General features: G+C 55.0%; 16 protein-coding genes and 2 tRNA genes. 13 read left to right on the top strand and 5 right to left on the bottom strand.

All coding sequences use genetic code 11. From position 1 onward, the window contains the following. The first annotated feature begins 123 nt into the window (after positions 1–123). From uvrB to BBOH_RS01485, 9 genes are all read left to right on the top strand, one after another. Positions 124–2,238, top strand: a complete 2,115-nt coding sequence (gene uvrB, locus BBOH_RS01525) for an excinuclease ABC subunit UvrB (RefSeq protein WP_033520368.1) — start codon at positions 124–126, stop codon at positions 2,236–2,238. 589 nt (positions 2,239–2,827) lie between these two features. Continuing rightward, positions 2,828–4,159 carry an MFS transporter gene (locus BBOH_RS01520; RefSeq protein WP_033520698.1) on the top strand — a complete coding sequence of 444 codons (1,332 nt, stop codon included), beginning with the start codon at positions 2,828–2,830 and terminating at the stop codon, positions 4,157–4,159. A gap of 126 nt (positions 4,160–4,285) precedes the next feature. Further along, positions 4,286–5,281, top strand: coding sequence for a TerC family protein (locus tag BBOH_RS01515; RefSeq protein WP_033520366.1), 996 nt, complete (start codon positions 4,286–4,288; stop codon positions 5,279–5,281). Between the two features lie 157 nt (positions 5,282–5,438). Further along, positions 5,439–6,887, top strand: a complete 1,449-nt coding sequence (pyk, locus tag BBOH_RS01510) for a pyruvate kinase (protein WP_033520364.1) — start codon at positions 5,439–5,441, stop codon at positions 6,885–6,887. A gap of 426 nt (positions 6,888–7,313) precedes the next feature. Then, a tRNA-Leu gene (locus BBOH_RS01505) sits at positions 7,314–7,387 on the top strand. Positions 7,388–7,502: 115 nt separating this feature from the next. Then, complete coding sequence (locus BBOH_RS01500; RefSeq protein WP_033520363.1) at positions 7,503–8,267, top strand: ANTAR domain-containing response regulator; 765 nt, start codon at positions 7,503–7,505, stop codon at positions 8,265–8,267. Positions 8,268–8,438: 171 nt separating this feature from the next. Then, positions 8,439–11,414 (top strand): DNA polymerase I, encoded by a 2,976-nt coding sequence (polA, locus tag BBOH_RS01495; RefSeq protein ID WP_044098013.1) that lies wholly within the window; start codon positions 8,439–8,441, stop codon positions 11,412–11,414. 147 nt (positions 11,415–11,561) lie between these two features. Next, positions 11,562–12,680: a Nif3-like dinuclear metal center hexameric protein gene (locus BBOH_RS01490; RefSeq protein WP_074428494.1), complete on the top strand. Its 1,119-nt coding sequence runs from the start codon at positions 11,562–11,564 to the stop codon at positions 12,678–12,680. Between the two features lie 170 nt (positions 12,681–12,850). Continuing rightward, positions 12,851–13,657: an NUDIX hydrolase gene (locus BBOH_RS01485; RefSeq protein WP_143242347.1), complete on the top strand. Its 807-nt coding sequence runs from the start codon at positions 12,851–12,853 to the stop codon at positions 13,655–13,657. Between the two features lie 127 nt (positions 13,658–13,784). On the opposite strand, the gene BBOH_RS01480 is transcribed toward BBOH_RS01485, so the two are convergent. Continuing rightward, entirely contained in the window at positions 13,785–15,074 is a 1,290-nt protein-coding gene (locus BBOH_RS01480) for a hypothetical protein (protein ID WP_074428493.1), read from the bottom strand. A 108-nt stretch (positions 15,075–15,182) separates the two neighbouring features. Between BBOH_RS01480 and BBOH_RS01475 the strand changes: the two genes are divergently transcribed. From BBOH_RS01475 to BBOH_RS01465, 3 genes are all read left to right on the top strand, one after another. Then, a tRNA-Pro gene (locus BBOH_RS01475) sits at positions 15,183–15,256 on the top strand. 498 nt (positions 15,257–15,754) lie between these two features. Next, entirely contained in the window at positions 15,755–16,327 is a 573-nt protein-coding gene (locus tag BBOH_RS01470; RefSeq protein WP_033520361.1) for a TetR/AcrR family transcriptional regulator, read from the top strand. 79 nt (positions 16,328–16,406) lie between these two features. Beyond that, entirely contained in the window at positions 16,407–16,994 is a 588-nt protein-coding gene (locus BBOH_RS01465; RefSeq protein WP_033520359.1) for an NAD(P)H-dependent oxidoreductase, read from the top strand. Here BBOH_RS01465 and BBOH_RS09160 read toward each other — a convergent pair. Continuing rightward, complete coding sequence (locus BBOH_RS09160; RefSeq protein WP_237743100.1) at positions 16,987–17,124, bottom strand: hypothetical protein; 138 nt, start codon at positions 17,122–17,124, stop codon at positions 16,987–16,989. The genes BBOH_RS01465 and BBOH_RS09160 overlap by 8 nt on opposite strands. Positions 17,125–17,148: 24 nt before the next feature. On the opposite strand from BBOH_RS09160, the gene BBOH_RS01460 reads away from it, so the two are divergent. Continuing rightward, on the top strand, positions 17,149–17,457 hold the full coding sequence (locus BBOH_RS01460) for a CHAP domain-containing protein (RefSeq protein WP_237743099.1): 309 nt from the start codon (positions 17,149–17,151) through the stop codon (positions 17,455–17,457). Between the two features lie 419 nt (positions 17,458–17,876). Here the strand turns inward: BBOH_RS01460 and BBOH_RS01455 are convergent, their stop codons facing one another. From BBOH_RS01455 to BBOH_RS01440, 3 genes are all read right to left on the bottom strand, one after another. Beyond that, positions 17,877–18,683, bottom strand: coding sequence for a hypothetical protein (locus tag BBOH_RS01455; protein ID WP_033520355.1), 807 nt, complete (start codon positions 18,681–18,683; stop codon positions 17,877–17,879). After that, on the bottom strand, positions 18,683–19,381 hold the full coding sequence (locus BBOH_RS01450) for an ATP-binding cassette domain-containing protein (RefSeq protein WP_081930251.1): 699 nt from the start codon (positions 19,379–19,381) through the stop codon (positions 18,683–18,685). Before BBOH_RS01450 ends, BBOH_RS01455 begins: the two co-directional genes overlap by 1 nt. A gap of 766 nt (positions 19,382–20,147) precedes the next feature. Next, the gene (locus BBOH_RS01440; RefSeq protein WP_081930250.1) at positions 20,148–21,116 is read right to left on the bottom strand and encodes a radical SAM protein; all 969 of its coding nucleotides are present in this window, start codon (positions 21,114–21,116) and stop codon (positions 20,148–20,150) included. Between the last annotated feature and the right edge of the window lie 71 nt (positions 21,117–21,187).

The following is a 21,187-nucleotide window of genomic DNA, read 5'->3' as shown; positions in this document are numbered from 1 at the left end:
ATCGTGGTTGAGAAGTTGTCCGTGGTGAGGGATCCGGATATGAGTGATTTCTTCGGCTGAAGTTTCGTGCGAGGTCGAGGTTCGGGGTTCAGCGCTAGGCAGGTTTGAGAGGGGTAGACGAGTATGGGGTTCAATATCGAGCGTACGCACAAGCCGTTTGTGGTCAAGTCGCCATACCAGCCTTCAGGCGACCAACCTGAGGCCATCGACGAGCTGGCCACACGCATCGAGAACGGCGAGAACGACGTGGTGCTCATGGGCGCCACAGGCACCGGCAAGACGGCCACCACCGCATGGCTAATCGAAAAGCTCCAGCGCCCCACCCTCATCCTTGAGCCGAACAAGACGCTGGCCGCCCAGCTGTGCGCAGAGTTCCGTGAGCTTATGCCCGACAACGCCGTGAGCTATTTTGTGTCGTATTATGATTATTACCAGCCTGAGGCGTATATCCCGCAGACCGACACCTATATCGAAAAGGACTCGAGCATCAACGACGACGTGGAGCGCCTTCGTCACGCGGCCACGGCAAATCTTCTGACGCGTGACGACTGCGTGGTGGTGGCCACCGTCTCATGCATCTATGGCCTGGGTACGCCGGAGGAATATGCCGGGCGCATGCTGTTTTTGCGGGAGGGGGAGCAGGTCGATCGCGATTCACTGTTGCGTAAGTTTGTCGCTATGCAGTACAAACGCAACGATGTGGCCTTTACTCGCGGCACCTTCCGTGTGCGTGGTGACACCGTTGAAATCATTCCGGTGTACGAGGAGCTGGCCATACGAATCGAATTCTTCGGAGACCAGATCGACCGCATATCGACACTTCATCCGCTCACCGGTGATGTGATCGCCCATGAGCCGGAGGTCCATATCTTCCCGGCATCTCATTATATCGCCGGTCCGGAGCGCACCGAACATGCGCTCAAGACCATCAAAGACGAGCTGGTCGATCGTGTGGCGGAGTTTCGCAAACAAGGCAAGGAGCTTGAGGCACAACGTCTTGAGATGCGCACCAATTATGATCTGGAGATGATTCAGCAGGTCGGTTTCTGTTCCGGCATCGAGAACTATTCACGCCATTTTGACGAGCGTGAGCCGGGTAGCGCGCCGCACACGCTGCTTGATTTTTTCCCCGACGATTTTCTGCTGGTGATCGACGAGTCGCATGTCACGGTCCCGCAGATCGGTGCGATGTACGAGGGGGACGCCAGTCGTAAGCGTACGTTGGTCGACAACGGCTTTCGTCTGCCTTCGGCAATGGATAACCGGCCTTTGAAATGGCCGGAGTTCCTCGATCGTGTGGGGCAGACGGTCTATCTGTCCGCTACTCCCGGCGACTACGAGCTGGGGCTTTCCGACGGTGTGGTGGAGCAGGTCATCCGTCCGACCGGCCTATTGGATCCGGTGGTCGAGGTACGCCCTGTCAAAGGGCAGATCGATGACCTGTTGGGCGAGATCAAGACTCGTGTCGCCAAGCATGAACGTGTGCTGGTGACCACATTGACCAAGAGGATGGCGGAGGATCTGACCGACTATCTGTTGGAACGCGACATCAAGGTCGAATATCTGCACTCCGACGTCGATACGTTGAAGCGCGTGGAGCTGCTACGTGAGCTACGTGAGGGCAAGATTGACGTGATCGTGGGTATCAATCTGCTGCGCGAGGGTCTTGACTTGCCTGAGGTTTCATTGGTGGCGATCCTCGATGCCGACAAAGAGGGCTTCCTGCGTTCGTATCGTTCGCTGATCCAGACGATTGGCCGTGCGGCGCGCAACGTGCAGGGAACCGTGCTGATGTACGCCGACGAGGTCACCGATGCGATGGACAAGGCCATCGGCGAGACGAACCGTCGGCGTGCCAAGCAGATTGCCTACAACAAGGCGCACCATGTCGACCCCAAGCCGCTGGTCAAAAAGATCAGTGACGTCAACGATATGCTTGCCAAGGAGGACGTCGATACCGAAACGCTGCTGGCAGGCGGCTATCGCGACGACAAGAAGGCCGGTTCCGACAGGCGCGTCGCCTTGACTAGCCTCGATGAGCAGGACCTGCAGAAGCATCGCGATGACATCATCAACGCAGGTCTGCCCGCGCAAGACCTAGCCGATCTCATTCGGCAGATGAGCGATCAGATGCACACGGCCGCCGAGCAGCTTCAGTTCGAACTGGCCGCCCGACTGCGCGACGAGATTCGCGACCTGAAAAAGGAGCTCCGTCAGATTACTGAGGCCCAGAAGTAGAGTAGCGGTTGTATGGCCAGATGGGGCTGGCGTCTTCTATTGTTTTGGTGATGATTAAGTAGTGATTGGGCAATGGCCGGGTAGCGGTTGGAGGGTAATGACTGGGGCATGGTCTTTCTTTCCGTATCCCTCTATCCCGCCGTTGCCTTATAAAACCCGGGATGGAAGTCCTGCGTAGGCTATTCGTCGTGGGTCCGGTCGGAGTGGGGATCGAGCTGAATCGATAAGGAAAAATGTTGATAAAATCAGGAACGTTAATTTCATATTTTGAAACAAGATTGTATTAAATCTTTTATTGAGTCGTTGTTAAAGAACGATTTTCCATCAGTTACAATACGATAAAATTTGTAGATAAGAATAATATATTGCTCTGCTGTAGTTTTGCTTGAAAAAGTAACACGGAGAAGCAAGCGTTCACTTTTTTCTGGTGCTTATTGCTGAGCGTCCGCTAATACTCTGAAGTACTTTCTTGTTGCGCTGTGATGTGTTCCGCGGTACCATCTTTAATCGTTTCCATTATGTAAAGGAATGGATTCGCAATGTCGTGATCGACGAGGTGCGGCATGAGAGTGAGAGAGAAGGGTACGTAATGATCCGATTCCTAGAGATACAGCACAAGCCTCCAGTTCCGGCCGAGCAGGCCGAGTCGCTGTTCGCCAGATACAAATGGTTGTCACTGGTGGGGGTGTTCGTCGGATACGCCGCGTTCTACATCGTGCGCAACAACTTCACTCTGTCGACCCCGGAGTTGCAACAGCAGTTGCACCTGAGCAAAGGCCAGGTCGGTATGCTTTCCAGCTGCCTGCTGATTTCCTACGGACTCGGCAAAGGTTTCATGAGCTCCCTGGCGGACAAGGCCAACCCCAAGCGCTTCATGGTGACCGGCTTGGTGATCTGCGCCCTGCTCAACATCGGTCTGGCGTTTTTCGGCGTCACCTTTTGGGCGACGGCCTTCATCCTCATCCTTCTGGGCTTGTTCCAAGGTATGGGCGTAGGCCCCGCGTTCATCACGCTTTCGACATGGTTCAAGAAGAAGAACCGTGGTTTCATCACCTCGGTGTGGAACACGTCACACAATGTCGGTGGTGGTCTGGTTTCCCCGCTCGCCGGTTTCATGCTGGGCGCAGTGGGAACGGGCAACTGGCGCATCGCATACTACGTCTTCCCGGCGATCATCGCGCTCGTGGTCGCCGTGGTCATCTACTTCCTGATCAAGGGCCGCCCCGAGGAAGAGGGTCTTCCGCCGCTTGAGGAGACCACCAAGGAGCAGGAGGACGTGGACTACAAGGATCTCTCATCATGGCAGATCCTCACCAAGTACGTTTTCCCGAACCCCGGTGCCTGGCTCGTCTCGTTCATGGACACCTTCGTCTACATGATCCGTTTCGGCATCCTCACCTGGCTGCCGATCTTCCTGATCCAGGCCAAGGGTTTCAGCCACAGTCAGATGATGGTGGCCTTCACGTTCTTTGAATGGGCTGCGATTCCGTCTACCCTGCTTGCCGGCATCGTCTCCGACAAGCTGTTCAAAGGTCATCGCATGCCGCCGGCCATCATCTCTCTGATCGTCATCGTCTTCTGCATCATTGGCTACTGGACCAGCGAGTCCGTCATTGTTGTCACCGTGTTCGCGGCGCTAGCCGGATGCCTCGTCTACATTCCGCAGTTCCTAGACTCGGTGCAGACGATGGAGGTCGTTCCGCCGTTTGCGGTTGGTTCGACGGTCGGCCTACGCGGCTTGATGAGCTACGTACTCGGCTCCACCCTCGGTACGAGCCTCCTGGGTGTCGAGGTCGATCACTACGGCTGGAACGCCGGCCTGATTATGCTGCTGATCGCCGTCGTGCTCTGCACCGTGTGTGCCGTCCTGTTGCACTTGTTCACACTGAAGAAGGAGCGCGCCGCCAAGCAGGAAGCCTGATCCTGGGTCAGGTGAGGAGCGGTGACGCTTCAAAGGTGCTGTGGGCTGTTTTCGGATTTGGCCCACAGCACCCCTTTTTATATGCGTCATCTCGGGCGGTCATCGCCACGCCGTAATCTGAAGCCTATGTCTACAATTCCATTTGTCTTCAAAGCCGTCACGTTGGCCGTGCTTCTCGTGTTTTTCGTCGTCGATATCTTTGTCGTCGGTCGTAACCCACGAGAACCCTCGACCAAGGAGTGCTTGCGGCACATCGTCTTTTTCGTTGTTGCCGCACTCGTGTTCGGTGCGCTCGTCTGGCTGGTGTCAGGTGCCAAACCGGCGCTGGAGTTCTATTCCGGATGGCTGACCGAATACTCGCTGAGCATCGACAACCTGTTCGTCTTCGTCATCATCATCGCGAACTTCGCAGTACCCAAAAAGCTGCAACGGTATGTTTTGAGCGTTGGCATAGCCGTGGCTTTGGTGCTGCGCGGCTTCTTCATTCTGGTCGGCGCCGCAATCGTGCAACGCTTTACCTGGGTGTTCTTTTTGTTCGGTGTGTTCCTGCTGTACACGGCCGTAAAACTGGTCGTCGGTGGATCGGATGACGACGAGGAGTACCACGAGAACGCCGTCGTTCGTTCATTGCGTCATGTCGTGCCGATTACCGACGAATACGACGGCGAGAAGTTGCGCGTCGAGAAGGAGGGTCATCGATACTTCACCCCGATGCTCATCGTCTTCCTGACGATCGGTACCACCGATGTAATGTTCGCGTTCGATTCAATACCGGCCATTTTCGGGTTGACGCATGATCCATTCATCGTTTTCACTTCCAACGTGTTTGCTCTACTTGGCTTACAGCAGCTTTACTTCCTGCTGGGGGCTTTGCTTGATAAGCTTGAGTATTTGCCATACGGACTTGCGGCCGTCCTTGGTTTCATCGGGGTCAAGCTCGTCATGGAGGCGCTGCACGGCAACACGTTGCCGTTCATCAATGGTGGCCGGTCCATTTCCTCTGTTCCCGAAATACCTACATGGGTCTCCCTGGTCGTCATTGTGGTATGCATCGGTGCGGCCGCAGTGGCGAGCATTGTCAAAATGAGGATCGATAAGGGACTCCAGGCTGAGCCCAAGTAAAGGCATGACATCGTGCGGCAGTATGTGAGCGCTCACATACTGCCGTGTGTTGTCCGTTCTTTAGTAGTGTGTTGCTAGTAAACTGATGTCTTGTGACCGGTGCAAGCCACCGAAGTACATGGTAGTAGTAACAATTTAACGGAAGCAGATAGATTTTATGCGCAAGGCAAAGATCGTAGACACCATCGGACCAGCGAGCGAATCACTGGAGAACCTCACCAAGCTGGTGGAAAACGGCATGGATGTGGCGCGCCTCAATCGTTCTCACGGCACTCCAGAAGACCATCTTAAAGTGATGCACAATGTGCGCGAGGCAGCTAGGGCCACCGGTCGCAATGTTGCGGCTCTGGTGGATCTTCAGGGGCCAAAGATTCGTTGTGGTTGGTTCAAGGAGAATGAACAGGGCGAGGATAAGGTTCAACTGACCGAAGGTCAGGAGTTCATTATCACCACCGACGACATCAAGGGTGACGAGCACATCACCTCCACGACCTTCAAGGGTCTGCCGGGGGATTGCCACGTCGGCGATCCCATTCTGATCGATGACGGCAAGGTTCGCCTTGAGGTCACCAAGGTCGAAGGCAATAACGTCCACACTAAGGTTGTCGTGGCGGGTCCGGTTTCGAGCCACAAGGGTATCAACCTGCCGGGTGTGGCCGTGAGCTTGCCGGCGTTGACCGAGAAGGATGAGACCGACCTGCGTTGGGCGATTCAGAACGGTGCCGACATGATTGCCATGTCGTTCGTGCGTTTTGCCTCCGACATCGACCGCGCCCACGAAATCATGGATGAGGAGGGGCGTCGCGTCCCCGTCATCGCCAAGATTGAAAAGCCGCAGGCCGTGGAGAACATCGAAGAGATCGTCAAGGCGTTTGACGGCATCATGGTCGCGCGTGGTGATATGGCCGTGGAGATGCCGTTCGAGGAGGTGCCGCTGGTCACCAAGCGTTGCATTGAGCTGGCGCGCCAGTACTCCAAGCCGGTTATCGTGGCAACTGAAGTCTTGGGCTCCATGGTCAACTCGCCGGTGCCGAGCCGTGCCGAGGCCTCCGACTGCGCCAACGCCATCCTTGATGGAGCGGATGCCACCATGACCTCCAATGAGACTGCGGTCGGCAAGTACCCGTCCCAGACAGTGAACACGATGGCCCGTATCTCCAATTATGCCACCGAGCACGGTTTCGAGCGGATTCCTCGTATCAATGACCTTGACATGTCCTCGACCGGTGCCGTTTCTTCGGCTGCCGTCGACCTGGCGAGCAAGGTTAACGCCAAGGCAATCGTGTCTTACACGCTGACCGGTTCCACGGTTCATCGCGTCTCGCGTGAACGCCCGTCCATGCCGATTTACGGCATCACCAACGATGAGCACACCTATCACTGGTTGGCTCTGAGCTGGGGCACCGAGGCGTTCTGCGTCGAGGAGAACTACCATGACAAGAGCCGCCATGATCTCATGGTGTTCACGGACAAGTTGCTGCGCGACGCCGGCAAGGTTGTCAACGGCGACAAGATCGTTGTTCTCAGCTCCGCTCAAGGTGAGAACAAGCCGGGTCGTACCGACTCGATTTACGTTCATACCGTTGGCGCCTGCGACGAAGACTGAGCTGACTGACAGTTCCTTCTGATATGTTTGGGCCCGCTACGATGGTGGTCATTGCGGTTATTCCGTTTCGACCATCAGCTGTAGCGGGTTTTGCGTCTTAAGACACTGGCACCGATGTGACGAAACCGGATAGAACGACGGAAGCATGAGATCCCAGTGTCAGGGTTACAGATGAATACCGGGATGTAGGCCGTTCGGCGGTTTTGTAGGCGAGGATATCGGTTCGAACCAATTCGTGACACTCATTCGACGGCCGACCAAAAAACGAAAAGGCTCGAAGAGGCAAATATGAATCGTTGTTTACTGATAGCATAATCCGAAAATGTGATGTTTGTCGTCTGTAAAGGTGTGTCTTGGGTCTCGTCAGGTCGTTTGGTCGTGGTATCGTATCAAGAGTTGCGACGCTCAAGGTGTCGTAAGATACAAGCCCTTGTATCCCAATTGGTAGAGGAAACAGCCTCAAAATCTGTGCAGTGTGGGTTCGAGTCCCACCAAGGGCACGTCGAGTCCCTTGCCGCTTTCATATGTAGCGGCTAGACTTTTTTGCCGGTCCTCTTGTTACTATTGTTATAGAAGAAGGACTGAAGAAGCAAGAATCGCGTGTGGGAACGGAAAATGGTTATGGATGAAATATTGACGAATGAGGAATTGCAGGCGGCTGCACAGGGTGAAGTCGCTTCGACTGAGGCCACCAAGCATGAAGATGACGGCAAGCCACGTCAGCGCACGGTTGTGGTGGCCGAAGACGAATCGGTGAATCGTATGGATCTTGTCGCCATGCTTGAAGACAACGGATACAAAGTGGTCGGTGAGGCCGCGAACGGCGAGGAAGCGGTTGAGCTGACGCGTAAGTTCCGTCCGGATGTGGTGTGCATGGACGTCAAGATGCCTCGTATGGACGGCATCACGGCCGCCGGCACCATTTGCGACGAGAACATAGCACCTGTTGTGATGCTCACCGCTTATTCTCAGACTGATTTGGTCAGGCAGGCCACAGGTGCGGGCGCTATGGCCTATGTCACCAAGCCCTACGAGGAATCCAAGCTTTTGCCTGCTCTCGAAGTGGCCATGGGTCGTTTTGCCGAGATCAACGATTTGCTGGATAGCGTAGAGCGCAGCGAAGGGAGGCTCAAGGAAGCTGAAAGCAAACTCAAAGAGGCTGAGCAAAAGCTTAAGAAGGCCGAGGACTCGCTCGAGGAACGTAAGCTGGTCGACCGTGCGAAGGGCTTGTTGATGGATAAGGCGGACTTCTCCGAGCAGGGTGCGTTCCGTTGGATTCAGAAGACCTCCATGGATCAGCGAATCCCGAAGAAGCGTCTCGCTATGGCAATTATCGCCAAATATGGCGATCCAAAGCCAGAATCTGGCATCGAGCGCTAAGAGGCGAAACGATAGACCGTCCGTATCCCAGCGAGTTCGCGGGATACGGACGGTTTTGTATTTGGTTCGACAGTATGACTTACCGGTTGTAGAGCGTGGTTGGGATACTGGGTGAAGCAGTAACGAGTGCCAGGCACTACGGTGCGGGATGGCAGTACGTGGGGAGATGCAATGAGCGAAGCCGAAGACAGAGGGTCTGAACAAGAGAACGGCCGGGGTGGGAAAGCCAATGGAACATTACTGGTGGTGGACGGACACTCGCTGGCCTTTCGTGCCTTTTTCGGACTACCTGTTGATAACTTCACCACCAATGCAGGTCAGCCGACGAACGCGGTGTGGGGCTTTGCCACCATGCTCGTGCAGGTTATTGAGGATGAAAAACCCGATCACATCGCCGTGGCATTCGATATGTCAGGTGGGACATTCCGCAATAAGATGCTGCCTCAATATAAAGGCACCAGGGATGCCGCGCCCGAGGATCTGCTCACACAACTACCCATCATTCAGCGGCTTTTGACGGCTCTCGGCGTCAAATACGTCGAAATGAAAGGGTACGAAGGCGACGACATCATCGGCACTATGGCAAAAATGGGGGAGGATGCCGGGTATCGCACGCTGGTGCTTTCCGGTGATCGCGATGCCTTTCAACTGATTGACGACGATGTTACCGTGCTGTACCCGGGGCGTCACTTCAAGGATTTGAAGCATATGACACCCGAATCCGTGTTTGAAAAGTACCATGTGACCCCGCAGCAATACCCGGATTTGGCGGCGATGCGGGGCGAGACCGCCGACAATATTCCGGGTGTGCCGGGGGTCGGTGACGGGTTCGCCGCCAAATGGATCAATCAATACGGCAGCTTGGAAGGCGTGCTCGAACATGCTGATGAACTGCCCGGCAAAAAGGGGCAGTCGCTGCGCGACAACATCGATCAGGTGCGCCTGAATAGAAAAGTCAACGCGGTATTGCGGGACTTGGATCTGGGCGTGCAAATGAAGGACCTCGTGTTGGGGAATCCCGATCTTGCGGCAGTCGACAAGATATTTGCCGAACTGGAATTCGGTGTCAGGACTAAAAATAAGATCCTCAAGGCGTTTAACGGCGGAGTGATACCGAAGTTCGGGGCTGAGGTGGCCTCGGAAAGCAACAACGAGCCGGAGATCGCGAGCGTAAATGTTGAGAGCATCCAAAGCGCCGACGATTTCCATCATTGGGTTGATGAGCATATCGTTTCCGGCTTCGGCCCTGTCGACGGTTCGAATGGCGGTGACGCGGCGGGTGGTCCCGGTCCGGACGAACTTGTTGAACAGCTGATTGTCGAAGGCAAGACTGGCCCGGAGCTGGTTGATCAGAATGCGCAATGCCATGAGGATGTCGGGCATTCGTGGGCGCTTCATGCCTCAGGCAGTTCCAAACCCGGAGCATCGAAACTCGAAACCGTCACGGTGTTGGCGGGCGATCAGGCTGCCATGATCGAGGCGTCACTGTTGGGTAAAACAAAGGGTTCGGATGCGGATGATTCTTCTTCCGTGGCGCGTGAGCTTCAGATGCTGATCGATCGTTACCATGGGTCAATGGTCGTGTTCGGCTACAAGGAGCAGCTTCACATGCTTGCAACGGTGGGCATACGCATGGCAAGCCCGCTGTTCGACGTCAAACTGGCTGGATACCTGGTGCACCCCGACTTCCATGCCGAAAATATTGAAAAGGCCGCTTCCCACTTCCTCAATCTGGATTTCTCCGAACAGCCGAAGAACGTTCAGGGTGAATTGGATTTCGACGGTGCCGGCGAAACGGAATCCTCGGAGAAGCATGACAAAAGCGTGTTGTGCGGGCGACAGGTCGCGACGCTTGCGGCTCTGGCAGCATATCTTGCTCCTCTGATTGATCAGAGACAGCAGTTCGGGTTGTTGCGTTCGATTGAACTTCCCGTTTCGCGTGTTCTGAGCGGTATCGAAGACGCCGGGGCGAGAGTCGACATCGAACGTCTTACCGGTCTGCTCAACCAATTCTCGGCGGAGGCGGATCAGGCACAGAACATCGCATTCGAGGCGGCCGGTCATCAGGTCAATCTGCAAAGTCCCAAGCAGCTTCAGCAGGTGCTGTTTGACGAAATGGGACTCAAGCCATCCAAAAGGACCAAAAACGGCTCATACACCACCAATGCCGCGACACTGCAAAGTCTGTACGTCAAATATGCGAACAATCAGCAGGCGAGCGATTTCCTCGGCGCTTTGCTCCAGCATCGCGAGACCAATAAGCTCAAGCAGATCGTGCAGACCTTGTTGGATTCGGTCAATCGACATGACATGCGTATCCACACAACTTTTGAACAGACCGTGGCCGCGACGGGACGTCTGAGCTCAGTAGACCCGAATTTGCAGAATATTCCCAATCGAAACGCGACAGGTCGTGAAATACGTTCGGCTTTTGTGGCCGGTCCAGGCTACCAGTCGCTACTGAGTTGCGACTATTCCCAGGTCGAGTTGCGCATTATGGCCGACCTTTCGGGCGATGAGACCCTGATCGAAGCATTCAAATCAGGCACAGACTTCCACAAATACGTGGCAAGCCTGGTGTACGGACTGCCAATCGATCAGATTTCCGCCGATCAACGCAGTCATGTCAAGGCGATGAGCTACGGCCTGGCCTACGGGCTGAGCACGTATGGACTGTCCCAGCAGCTCAAAATCAGTCCGGCCGAGGCCGACGTGTTGAAAGACAAGTACTTCGCCACTTTCGGCAAGGTGCATGACTATCTTGAATCCCTGGTCGCAACCGCAAAGCAAAAGGGATACACGGAGACGCTGTTCGGCCGCAGGCGGTACTTCCGTGACCTGAAATCGACCAACCGAGTGCGACGTGAAGCCGCCGAACGAGGGGCTCTTAACGCGCCGATTCAGGGTACTGCGGCGGACATTATGAAGATCGCCATGATCCGCACCGATCATGCGTTGCGGCAGGCCGGTCTGAACAGTCGCGTCATTCTGCAGATCCATGACGAACTGGTACTCGAAATCGCTCCGGGAGAGAGCGAATCCGCCGGCGAACTGGTTCGTGATGCCATGGAACACGCCGTCGACCTTGCGGTGCCGCTCAGCGTCTCGATCGGGGAGGGCGCGAACTGGCAGGATGCCGCGCACTGATAGGGAAGGCGGAGCGCTGTCGCACCGGGTGGCTGTTTGATTCGCTGGATCCACCGAGCGCACTACGTGGACGATAACATTGTGCCTGTATTGTTTTTAGAGTGGCGAACAGGCATGATTGCGTTGTTATCAAACAAGGAGGATGTCATGGTAACTGCTTCATATGGCGAATCGGAGCATCCAAGGGAGCGCGCCCTCCTGTCGGCTGATGCGAAAGCGCCGACTCTGGCTGAAGTCGTAAGGGTTTTACAGACGCTCTATCCACTGCAATACGCTGAAAGTTGGGATCATCCGGGGTTGATTGTGGGTGATCCCACCGACCCGGTCCGTCGTATCGTTTTCGCGGTCGATCCCACGATGGCGACGATCGATCGTGCTCTTGAAGCCGGGGCGGATCTTATCGTCTGTCATCACCCGTTGTTGTTCCGCTCGGTGCATGAAGTCAGCGGTTTCGGCGTGCACGGTGCGATTGTGGGCAAATTGTACCGGGGGCATTGCGCATTGTGGGTTGGACATACCAACGCGGACGCGGCCTTCCGTGGGGTCGGTCAGGCGGCGGCCGATGCTTTCGGACTTGTCGAGGAACGGCCTTTGGTGGTCACTGGGCAGCAGAACGGCATGCAGATTGGTATCGGACGCGTCGGTTACTTGGCCGAACCCATGACGTTGAGGGCGTTCGCACAACATGTGGCTGACGTCGTACCGAAAACCGAATATGGCATTGAGGTGGCGGGTGACCTCGAGGCGTTGGTGACGAAAGTGGCCATTTTGCCGGGTTCTGGGGACTCCGAATTCGATCAGGTGCGAGCCGCCGATGCTGATGTATACGTAACCAGTGATTTGCGGCATCATCCGGCCACGGATGCGTTGGAACAGGCCCGTCACGAGGCGGCGTTGCGTCGTGCCGGTGTGGATGTCGGCAAAATGACGGAGCGGCGGGATGATGCCGACGTCGAATTTGATTCCGATGATGCTAATGCTTCTGGCAAGTTTGACGTTTTCAGCGGAACGGCTTGTGTTGAGGCGGCCGGTTCGGGCCATTATGTTGGGATTGGTGCACAGAATCGAGTCGAATCAGTAGGGGCGGCTGACGTGATGCGCCCGGCCCTGATCAACACTCCGCACTCGGCCATAGAATCGATGTGGTTTGACTACGCCGCTCAGGACGTGCCGGCGGCCATTGAACGAGTCACCGGCTATCGTCCCGATGTTGTAAGACTGACGGAAAGCACCGACCCGTGGCTGCTGGTGCTTGGTCGGGATTGAGAAGGCGTGTGGCCTGGCGTTTCTTTAATCGTTGTAGGTCGCGGCATTGGTGGTGTGCCGTCGGAAGGTTGAGGAGTCTCGTTCACGCCGGAACGTGCACTGGTGCTGTCGGCATCTGAGTCGCTGAAGGTGCCGGTCGTTGGTGGTTGGAAGGTGAAAGGGTGGATACCGTGATTCAAAATAGGCAGAACTCGAACAATAATGCTGAGGTTCGTCATAAGGTCAATCAGCGGTTACGGCAGACTTCGGACGGCATCGACATGGACGCCGAGCCGACCGTTCTTTCAAGTCAGACGGTGTATCAGGGCGCCATTTTTCATGTCGACGATATGCGAATCGCCCTTAACCGTGAGAAGCTTGACTTGGATGGGAGTTCGGCTCAATATGGCGAACAGGGTATCGAAGCCACCGAGCACGGCGGTTTGGAGGCTGCCCCTCGGCCAAACGACGTAGTTGAAGGTAATGGTGGAAATGGTTTCGGCTCGCACGGTCAGTCTTCCGATCAGGTGGTCATTCGCAGACAGGTGGTGCGCCATGCGGGTTCGGTCGTGATGCTGTCGCATGATACCGTCCACGACTTGTATCTTATCGAGCGCGAATATCGTGTGGGGTCGGGCGGTTTCGTCTATGGCCTGCCTGCAGGGCTCATTGACGGCGACGAGAATATCGAGGTCGCAGCTCTGCGTGAACTTCGTGAGGAGACCGGTATTGAGCCGGTCGAAGACCATCCGTTCGATTTTGAAACCATCGCCAGCTGCTACCTTTCCGAAGGCATGAGCTCGGAATGTTCGAACATCATGGCCGTGCGCATGGGGCAGTGGCGGCGTGGTGAGCGACATTTCGACCCTGATGAGCATGTGCAGTCGGCGTGGGTGAATTGGGATGAGCTCGCGGCGCTTGAATTCAAAGGGGCACAAGTGATCATCGCGTTGCAGTATGAACAGTTGCGTCGCCTTCGAGCCGGTCTGATTTCGTAAAGTGTTCCGTCGTGTTCCGCTTACGTTGCAAAATATGGATCACTGTCCCGCGATTGTAAGGTTTCGGCCCGGTATGTGTGCCTAAAACTGACGACTGTGTGCGACCCCGTGCCTCTGCGATCATTGTTCATGCGGACGGTGTGATGCGGGAGTGGATTCGTCTTCCCCTCGTTGGTTTGACCGCGTCCACCGTATGCGCGGGGATGTTGACGGTGGTCATCCCCGCCAAATCCGTAACCGCCCCGGCTGCGCTGACCGCATCCGCGGTGTTCATCGAACCGCCTGACGCGAGGCTTGTCGCAGCGGCGAGTCCGGCTTCTTCGTTGGCCGTACGCACGATTTGTTCGGCGATACGGTCGGATTCAATGGATGCGATCTGACGTGAAAACATGATGAACCAGCCAAGGAAGCACATCGCGGCCAGGGCTTCGGCGTTCGTCATGGTGCTATGCCCGGTCAACCATTGCCGCATTTCAACCGAGCAGACTGCAACGGCCAGATAGCCAGCTGCATAAATCGAAATCGAGAGCTGTGGGGCGATCCAAGGCAGCGCGATCAACAGTATCGCAGCTGCGGCGGTCAGTCCTTGTGCCGAGCCGTTGTGCAGCATCGGGTGCGGGGTGTAATGGAATGTGCCCACCCCCATGAATCCCATTCCGGCGAGCGTAAGCAATAGGGAAAGCACTGTCAGGCGCAGTTTGTAGTGCTTGATGGTGTGTCCGCCTTGCAAAGGGCCTTGGTTCTGGCGCCATTCGACGCGTTGACGGTAGGTGGTGATGAGCTCGGAGACACAGAAATAGCTGATGATGATAATGCAGATGCCGGTCAGAATCGCGGTGGAGTTGAACATTTTGGCTGCGAATGTTGTGCGATCGCCCAGTTGCGAGAAATTGTTGGTGTACCAGTTCTGGTCGTCGGTGGTCAGTCCCGCGACACTCACTCCGGCTATGACGAAAACCGGCAGCAGACTGGCCAGCGTTTTCGCGTCCATCATCTCGGCCTGCACCAGCGTTACGTACCCTGCGATGCCGGAAAGACCCGCGCAGATGGCGGTCAGATAGTCAAGAAACAGCGGCCCCATAACCGCATTGACGATGTAGAGTGCGGCATACGATGTCAGGAAAATCGTGGATGCATACACCGTCGCCAGTGCAAGCGTTTCGGCCAGTCTGCGGATACGTGAGAGCCAACGGAGTCTCGTGTTTTGCGGGTTCTGTGACGGATGCGCATAGCCGAGAATAAACGAGATGGTGCCGCATGCGGCGATGATAACAGACGCCACAAGAAGTCTGCGCAGACTGATTTTCCATGCCGCGGAGAGCAGCGTGCCTGCGAGGCTCATCGCACCGGCTCCGGCGGCTGCGCAAACGAGGAATGAAAGGATGCCTGCGGTTTCGGTGCGCTGATGCAACCCCATGGCAGTTCCTTTCGTATATGCAATGACCTACGCCATTGTAGCGAGTCGTCTGCCCCCATGCGTTATACTGATATACCGTGCCGTTGTTTATGAAGCAGAACGGCACATCGGGGCGTAGCGCAGTTTGGTAGCGCGCCTGCTTTGGGAGCAGGATGTCGCAGGTTCAAATCCTGTCGCCCCGACTGAAAACCCTTGGAAACACTGGAGTTTCAGGGTATCGCCAAAACTGGAACAAATCGAGTCGGTAACGATTGGTGACGATTGCTTGCATGTCCTCGCCGGATGGCGCTGTCGGTAGCGTTGCCGGCCCCGTCATAAGAGGTGTCGCATCGGTCGTGCGGTTATCCGTTGCGTGAACGTGAAATGGATGGGCGCCCATGGCCGACGGAAGCGTGCATGCCGGCTCGTAGGCCGCCACGGGCGGTGCCATATGCGTTGGCCCATCGCTGCCGCTCTTCTGTCGTGATGGGAACGGCTTTGGCTTGCCTTGCGGGTTGTAAGACGGGTCGATTCGACGACGGCAGGACCGAATGGGTGGACCGAGCTGTTGTGTGCCGTAGTCGTGCGTTGAATCGTCCGGTCTTTCCGTGAACGGTCATGCGGGATAGACGAAACGCGCCTGATAACGCTGTTATCTTCGGTGGTAAGATAACAGCGTTATCTTTATGCAGGGGAGGAATATGGTGCATTCGGCGGCGGATTCGGAGCGGCGCTTGCTGGCGGAGACGGTCAAGGCCATCGAGCGGAACGGGTACATGAATATCTCCCTGCGTGACATCGCCTCGTCCGCTGGGCTGACCACGGGCTGCCTGTACCGTCATTTCCCCGACAAGGAGGATCTGCTGGTCCGGGCGGGCTACGTGGTCTCCGAGGATCTCGCCCGGCGCGTGGTTCCGGAGGACGGGGGTGGTGCGGACGCGTTCGACGCTCTTCTGCATGTCGGCGTGGAACTGCTCTCGTTGACGCGGACGGACCCGAACCTGGTTGATTTCTTCTTCTATGGGCCCTTGTACGCCAAGGCGGCGAAAAGCGGATACGGCGGTACGCCACCACTGTTCCTCTCCCGGATACGTGCGATCGTCGAACAGGCCTGCCTCCAGTATGAGCACGCCGGTGACCCGGACCTTCTACTCACTCAGGTCTGGTCGTTCATACAGGGCTACAGCCTGCTGGTGCGTCATGGAACCGTCGCATACGACGAGCGATCGCTCGTGATTACGTTGCGGGATTTTCTGGGTGCCCGACGTCATTGAATCCGTTTCGGAATATGATCTCCGCCGCCATCTTCGAATACGAACGCCATCGACCAGCAACAAACCGGAAGGAACACATATGAGTAACTATGTCGTCGTGTACTGCCATCCCTACGAGAAGAGCTTCAACCACGCCATTCTTGGACGAGTCCTCGAAGCGTTGGAAAGCCGGGGGCATTCGACGCGGCTCATCGACCTCTACGCCGAAGGATTCAACCCCGTCTACGACAGGGAGGAGCTGCGGCTTTTCCACACCGGCGGGACCCACGACCCGCTGGTCGGGAGATACCTCGACATGGTCCGCTCGGCCGACGGCATTGTGTTCGTCACGCCGGTCTGGTGGAACAGCGTACCTGGAATGCTCAAAGGCTTCATCGACAAGGTCATGAAGGAGGGCGAGGGGTTGAGCCACACCGTCACCCCCACCGGCATCCACGGCGAGCTGGGCAACATACGCCACACCTACGTGTTCACGACCTCGACCTCGCCCACCATCTGGCTGAGGGTCATGGCCGGTGACGGCATCAAACGCGTGTTTGTCGATGGCACCCTCAAACAGCTCGGGATGAAGGGGCGCAGGTGGGTCAATTTCGGCGGGGTCACCGGCTCCTCGCCCGAACGCCGTCGCAGGTACCTCGACAAGGTCTCCGCGATTCGTTTCAAATAGATTCCAGGGGGCGCAGCCCATAACCGTCCGCAGAAGCGGCCGTCGGCAGGCTCAGTCCGCTGCTGGTGTTGAACTCGGACGGCCGCCACGTCAACGTCGAAGCCACCGGCACCGACCAGTCATCAGTCACATACGAGAGATTCCAATGCACCTGGTGAGCCACCGGCAGATCGGCAAACCCGTCGACCCGTACATGGGCGACGGCGCCCAATGGAACGACACCGCCGCCAAACTCGGCTACCCGGTCTCCCGCAGCCCCAGGCCCGGCGACGTGATGTGCTTCGAGGCGGGAGTGCATGACACCGACCCCGTCTACGGGCATGTGGCCGTCGTCGAGCAGGTTAAGGACGACGGGTCGGTTCTCATCAGCCGGTCTGGCACCGGATGGATGGCCGTCGTCACCGAAACCATCAGCCAGCAACAACTCCAATCCATGGGCGACGGCATCAGCTTCATCCACTAAATACACGGGAGAGAGGGGAAGAGGAAGCTTGTTGACAGGAAACGCAAGAAACTGCTGATGGTACTGGAGTAATCATTGTGACCGGACTGTGCGTGATGGCCTTCTGTTCTACTATGCCAAATCATGAAGCCGCACTCCCGTCCAACTTGTTGTTTGCCCCTCCCTCCATTCCGATTCAATCGGTTATCATCAATAAACCAAAACCGATAAACATGGAAGCGACAATGATCAGCCCGCCGAATCGCCTCCGCACCTAAGGTCGTCAACAAGACGCCGCTGTCTACAATGTATTGATTGACCCGGAAATCTTAGATAGTGTATTTTCGATTGTGGTCAAGATGAGAATCGGAAAGCGGGCAAGAGGGGACACACTGAATGCCGCTTCATAGCTGAGCCATAGATGTATGCGTACAAGTAGGTTATTTTATGTAGTTCATCGGGATGTGTGAGCTTACGAGTTTCCAAATGAAGTAGAAAACCGCGATTAGCAGGAGGTTCGCGATGATGGCCGTACCGGATATCGTTCCTAGGGCTTGTAAGCTTCCGGTCTTCTGGTTGTTCCAGACCATGATCGGAAAGATGTTGATGAATTGGCTTGCACCCGCGAAGTCGGAGTTGTAGCCGATGGCCCAGGTCAGTGCGGTTTGGTGGAGCAGTCTTGGCAGGAGGACCATGCAGCCTTCTGCGATGGTCACGGAGAGGTAGATCCCGAACGTGAAGATCGCCGATACGACGACGTTCCTGAAAAGGAATGAGAGATAGGAGACGACCATGAAGATGAGGAGGAAGGCTATGATTCCCAGCAGGCGGGACGCCCTGTCGTAGGCGATGACTTTCGCCACGTCGGCTCCGGTGAGGTGCGTGGACAGCGTGTACGCGGTGAATGGGCATTCCAACAGGGTGAATACGAGGAGGATGCAGAAGAACGTCACCGCCTTGAGGGTGAGGCCGTTGGTTTTTCTGCTTGGCAATGTCAGGAGCAGATAGTCGTTGGCCCCGTTTCCGTATCGAAACAATTCGAATGCGAAATAGCATATCGTGAAGCACCATGCGATGATGCGTATCATTCCAGCGATGCTCACGACTGCGGGCGTCGAGCGGAATATGACGCTGACGGCATCGCACAGCAGCAGCATGGCCAACAGAGCCGCGCTGAAGTGCAGGTACTTGCGTGCCTGGATTTTCGTCTCGTTGAGCAGCATTCTCATTGTCGGCCGTTTCGTCATTATCTCGCCATTCTGTCTTTGAACGCCCGTTCCAGCGTGTCGGATTCTTTTTTGAACTGTTCCACGGAGTCATTCGCGATGATGCGTCCGTTGTTGATCATGATTACGTGGGAGAATATCCCCTCTATCTCGGCGATGATGTGGGTGCTCATCAATACGGTCGAGTTTTTGCTGGTGGATTTCTGGATGATCGAGAGCAGTTTGTCCCTGGTAAACGGGTCCACCGATGCCAACGGCTCATCCAGCACGTACAAGGGGCATCCCCTGGAAAGACTCAGTATCAGATGGGCTTGCTCGGTCTGGCCTTTGGAAAAGGAGGACAGCGGCCTGTCAAGAGGCAGGTTCAATTCGCGGACAAGGCTCAGGGACTTCTCCTGATTGAAGTCCGGATATCGGTTGGCGAAAAGATTCACGCATTGCTTGATGTCGAGGAACGGGTAGAGGTACGGCTCATCCGGCACATACGATATGGCATCCGGGCTTGGGGCGCCGACCGTGCCGCCGAACCGGTTGATCAGTCCCGCCAACGTCCTGATCATCGTCGTCTTACCCGCTCCGTTCGGTCCGAAAAGCCCTATGGTCTGCCCGCTGAGCTCGAACCCGTCCGCAGGCACGTCCAGAACCGTCCGTTTCCCGTATTTGACTGAAAAATCAGTGAAATAGACTTTCCCTTGGGTGGCTACGCGTTTCATATTCATACGAAATGCCTCCAAATATCGAACACCAACATTGACGCGGAATAGATCGCCACAAACCAGCTTACAACGTTTATGATCTGTGCGACTTTACCGTAGTCATGAACATGCCTAGGTTGCGCCTCTCCAAGGATAGTGAATAGAATCTTTTGTCCGTCGGATTTCAGTATAGGCAGTAAATTCCATATGATGCCATACGTAAAGATGTTAACTGCTGAGAACAAAACAGCATTTTGGAAAAAAATATTATTAATCAAGATTGTGCCTGCACCAAGGCAAACATTAGCGAAGAGCCCAGCAGAATGGACGACTATACGATCACGCTTGGGTAAAAGGTAAACTTTGTTCATCCTGACATAGAATGCTGGGAAAACACCATAATTCATCTTCATTCCCACTTTATCTATATTCGCCTTGCAGTATTTCAAGGCTAGTATGTGAGAATACTCATGGCATACTACACTCACTAGGCTATAGCCAAAAAATAATAACAGGCCTACGGGTTTTACTAGTTGAGATAGCGACGACTTATAAGAGTTTATGTACTGGTAAAGAAGATATGCGAAGGCAATAATCCATATGACAGTATAAGCAATGAATATTGTTCTTTTGATATGTGGCACTACGGGGGCCCAAATAATATTAGTCGGTAATGAGTCGACTTGTACTTGGAAATAGTGATTGTTGCTTTTGTTTCTGATGACCGCTGTGCTGCCAGTTTTGAGTATTTCGACGTCATCATCGGAGTAATATTCTTCTAAAGATGATTTCATGACTGGACTTTGTCTGGCAACGTCTTCCTGTAGGCTTGATCGATATAGGGAAGTAATGCTTCTAAAGTCTTGGAATTGGCAAATATCTTCCGGCAAAGATCGCACGGGTCAACAACGGGTACCTTGGTCAGATCAGGTCCTATGCCATGCTCTTTACATATTTCTGCTATGCCTCGTAGACCTATTCTTTGCATGAGGGCAAATAGTTTGTTTCTGGAAACCCTCTCCAAGGCGGTGTGGGTTGGCGTATTGCTCACTTCACCTATGCTTAGGCAGGTGTGGAATACGGCTGGTGAGCAGCAGGGATAGACGTCACCGTTGAAATGATATGTAATTTGTAGGCCAGGACAGATTAAAGGATCGTTGGCGTCGTAGTGTGAATAGATATTTTCTTTCGGTAATTGTGCGGCGGCTCCTACGGGAACGACTGGGAATCTGGTGATTGGTATGGTGAAACCAGCCTCGCCTAAATCGTGGATTAGTTCTTCGCCGGTATGGTCCTTTGTGACAGCCATGCTTATGTGGCAGGGAATCCCTATATATTTATTAGCTTGGAGGATGTTGATTATTCTTTGTGTGGGGATGAACTTTTCGTGGAATTCATCAAAACTCAGCGTCAGTGTCGATAATCCTGCATTCTTTAACAAGGTCAATATATTCTGGGCGTTTGCAACAGAATGTCCCCAGAAACCGTTCGATACGAGGGTGGTCTTCAGATTTCCCTCCGATGCTCTTTTCATCAGGCTTAATAGAAGATTTCGATGAAGCAAAGCCTCTCCGCCTGAGAATCCTATCGAATTGACATGAGCATTTGCAATCGCATCATCTACGATTTTTACACTTTGCTCTTCTGATAAGTGGTCTTCTGAGTGAGGGCCACAGCTAAAGCAACAATGAGCGCACGAGATGTTGCATTTAGAACTGAAGGTAAGGCAAATTGATGTCATAATGATAGCCGATTCCATATATTCTGTTACTTTGGGAAGCCCGAGGTGGGATGTATGTCATTTTGTCCCACCTAGGCTAGCGGTTGTTG

Origin of the sequence: Bifidobacterium bohemicum DSM 22767 (genome assembly GCF_000741525.1) — a bacterium.
In the GTDB taxonomy this organism is placed as follows: Bacteria; Actinomycetota; Actinomycetes; order Actinomycetales; family Bifidobacteriaceae; genus Bifidobacterium; species Bifidobacterium bohemicum.
This window is presented reverse-complemented; position numbering and strand designations above follow the sequence as displayed.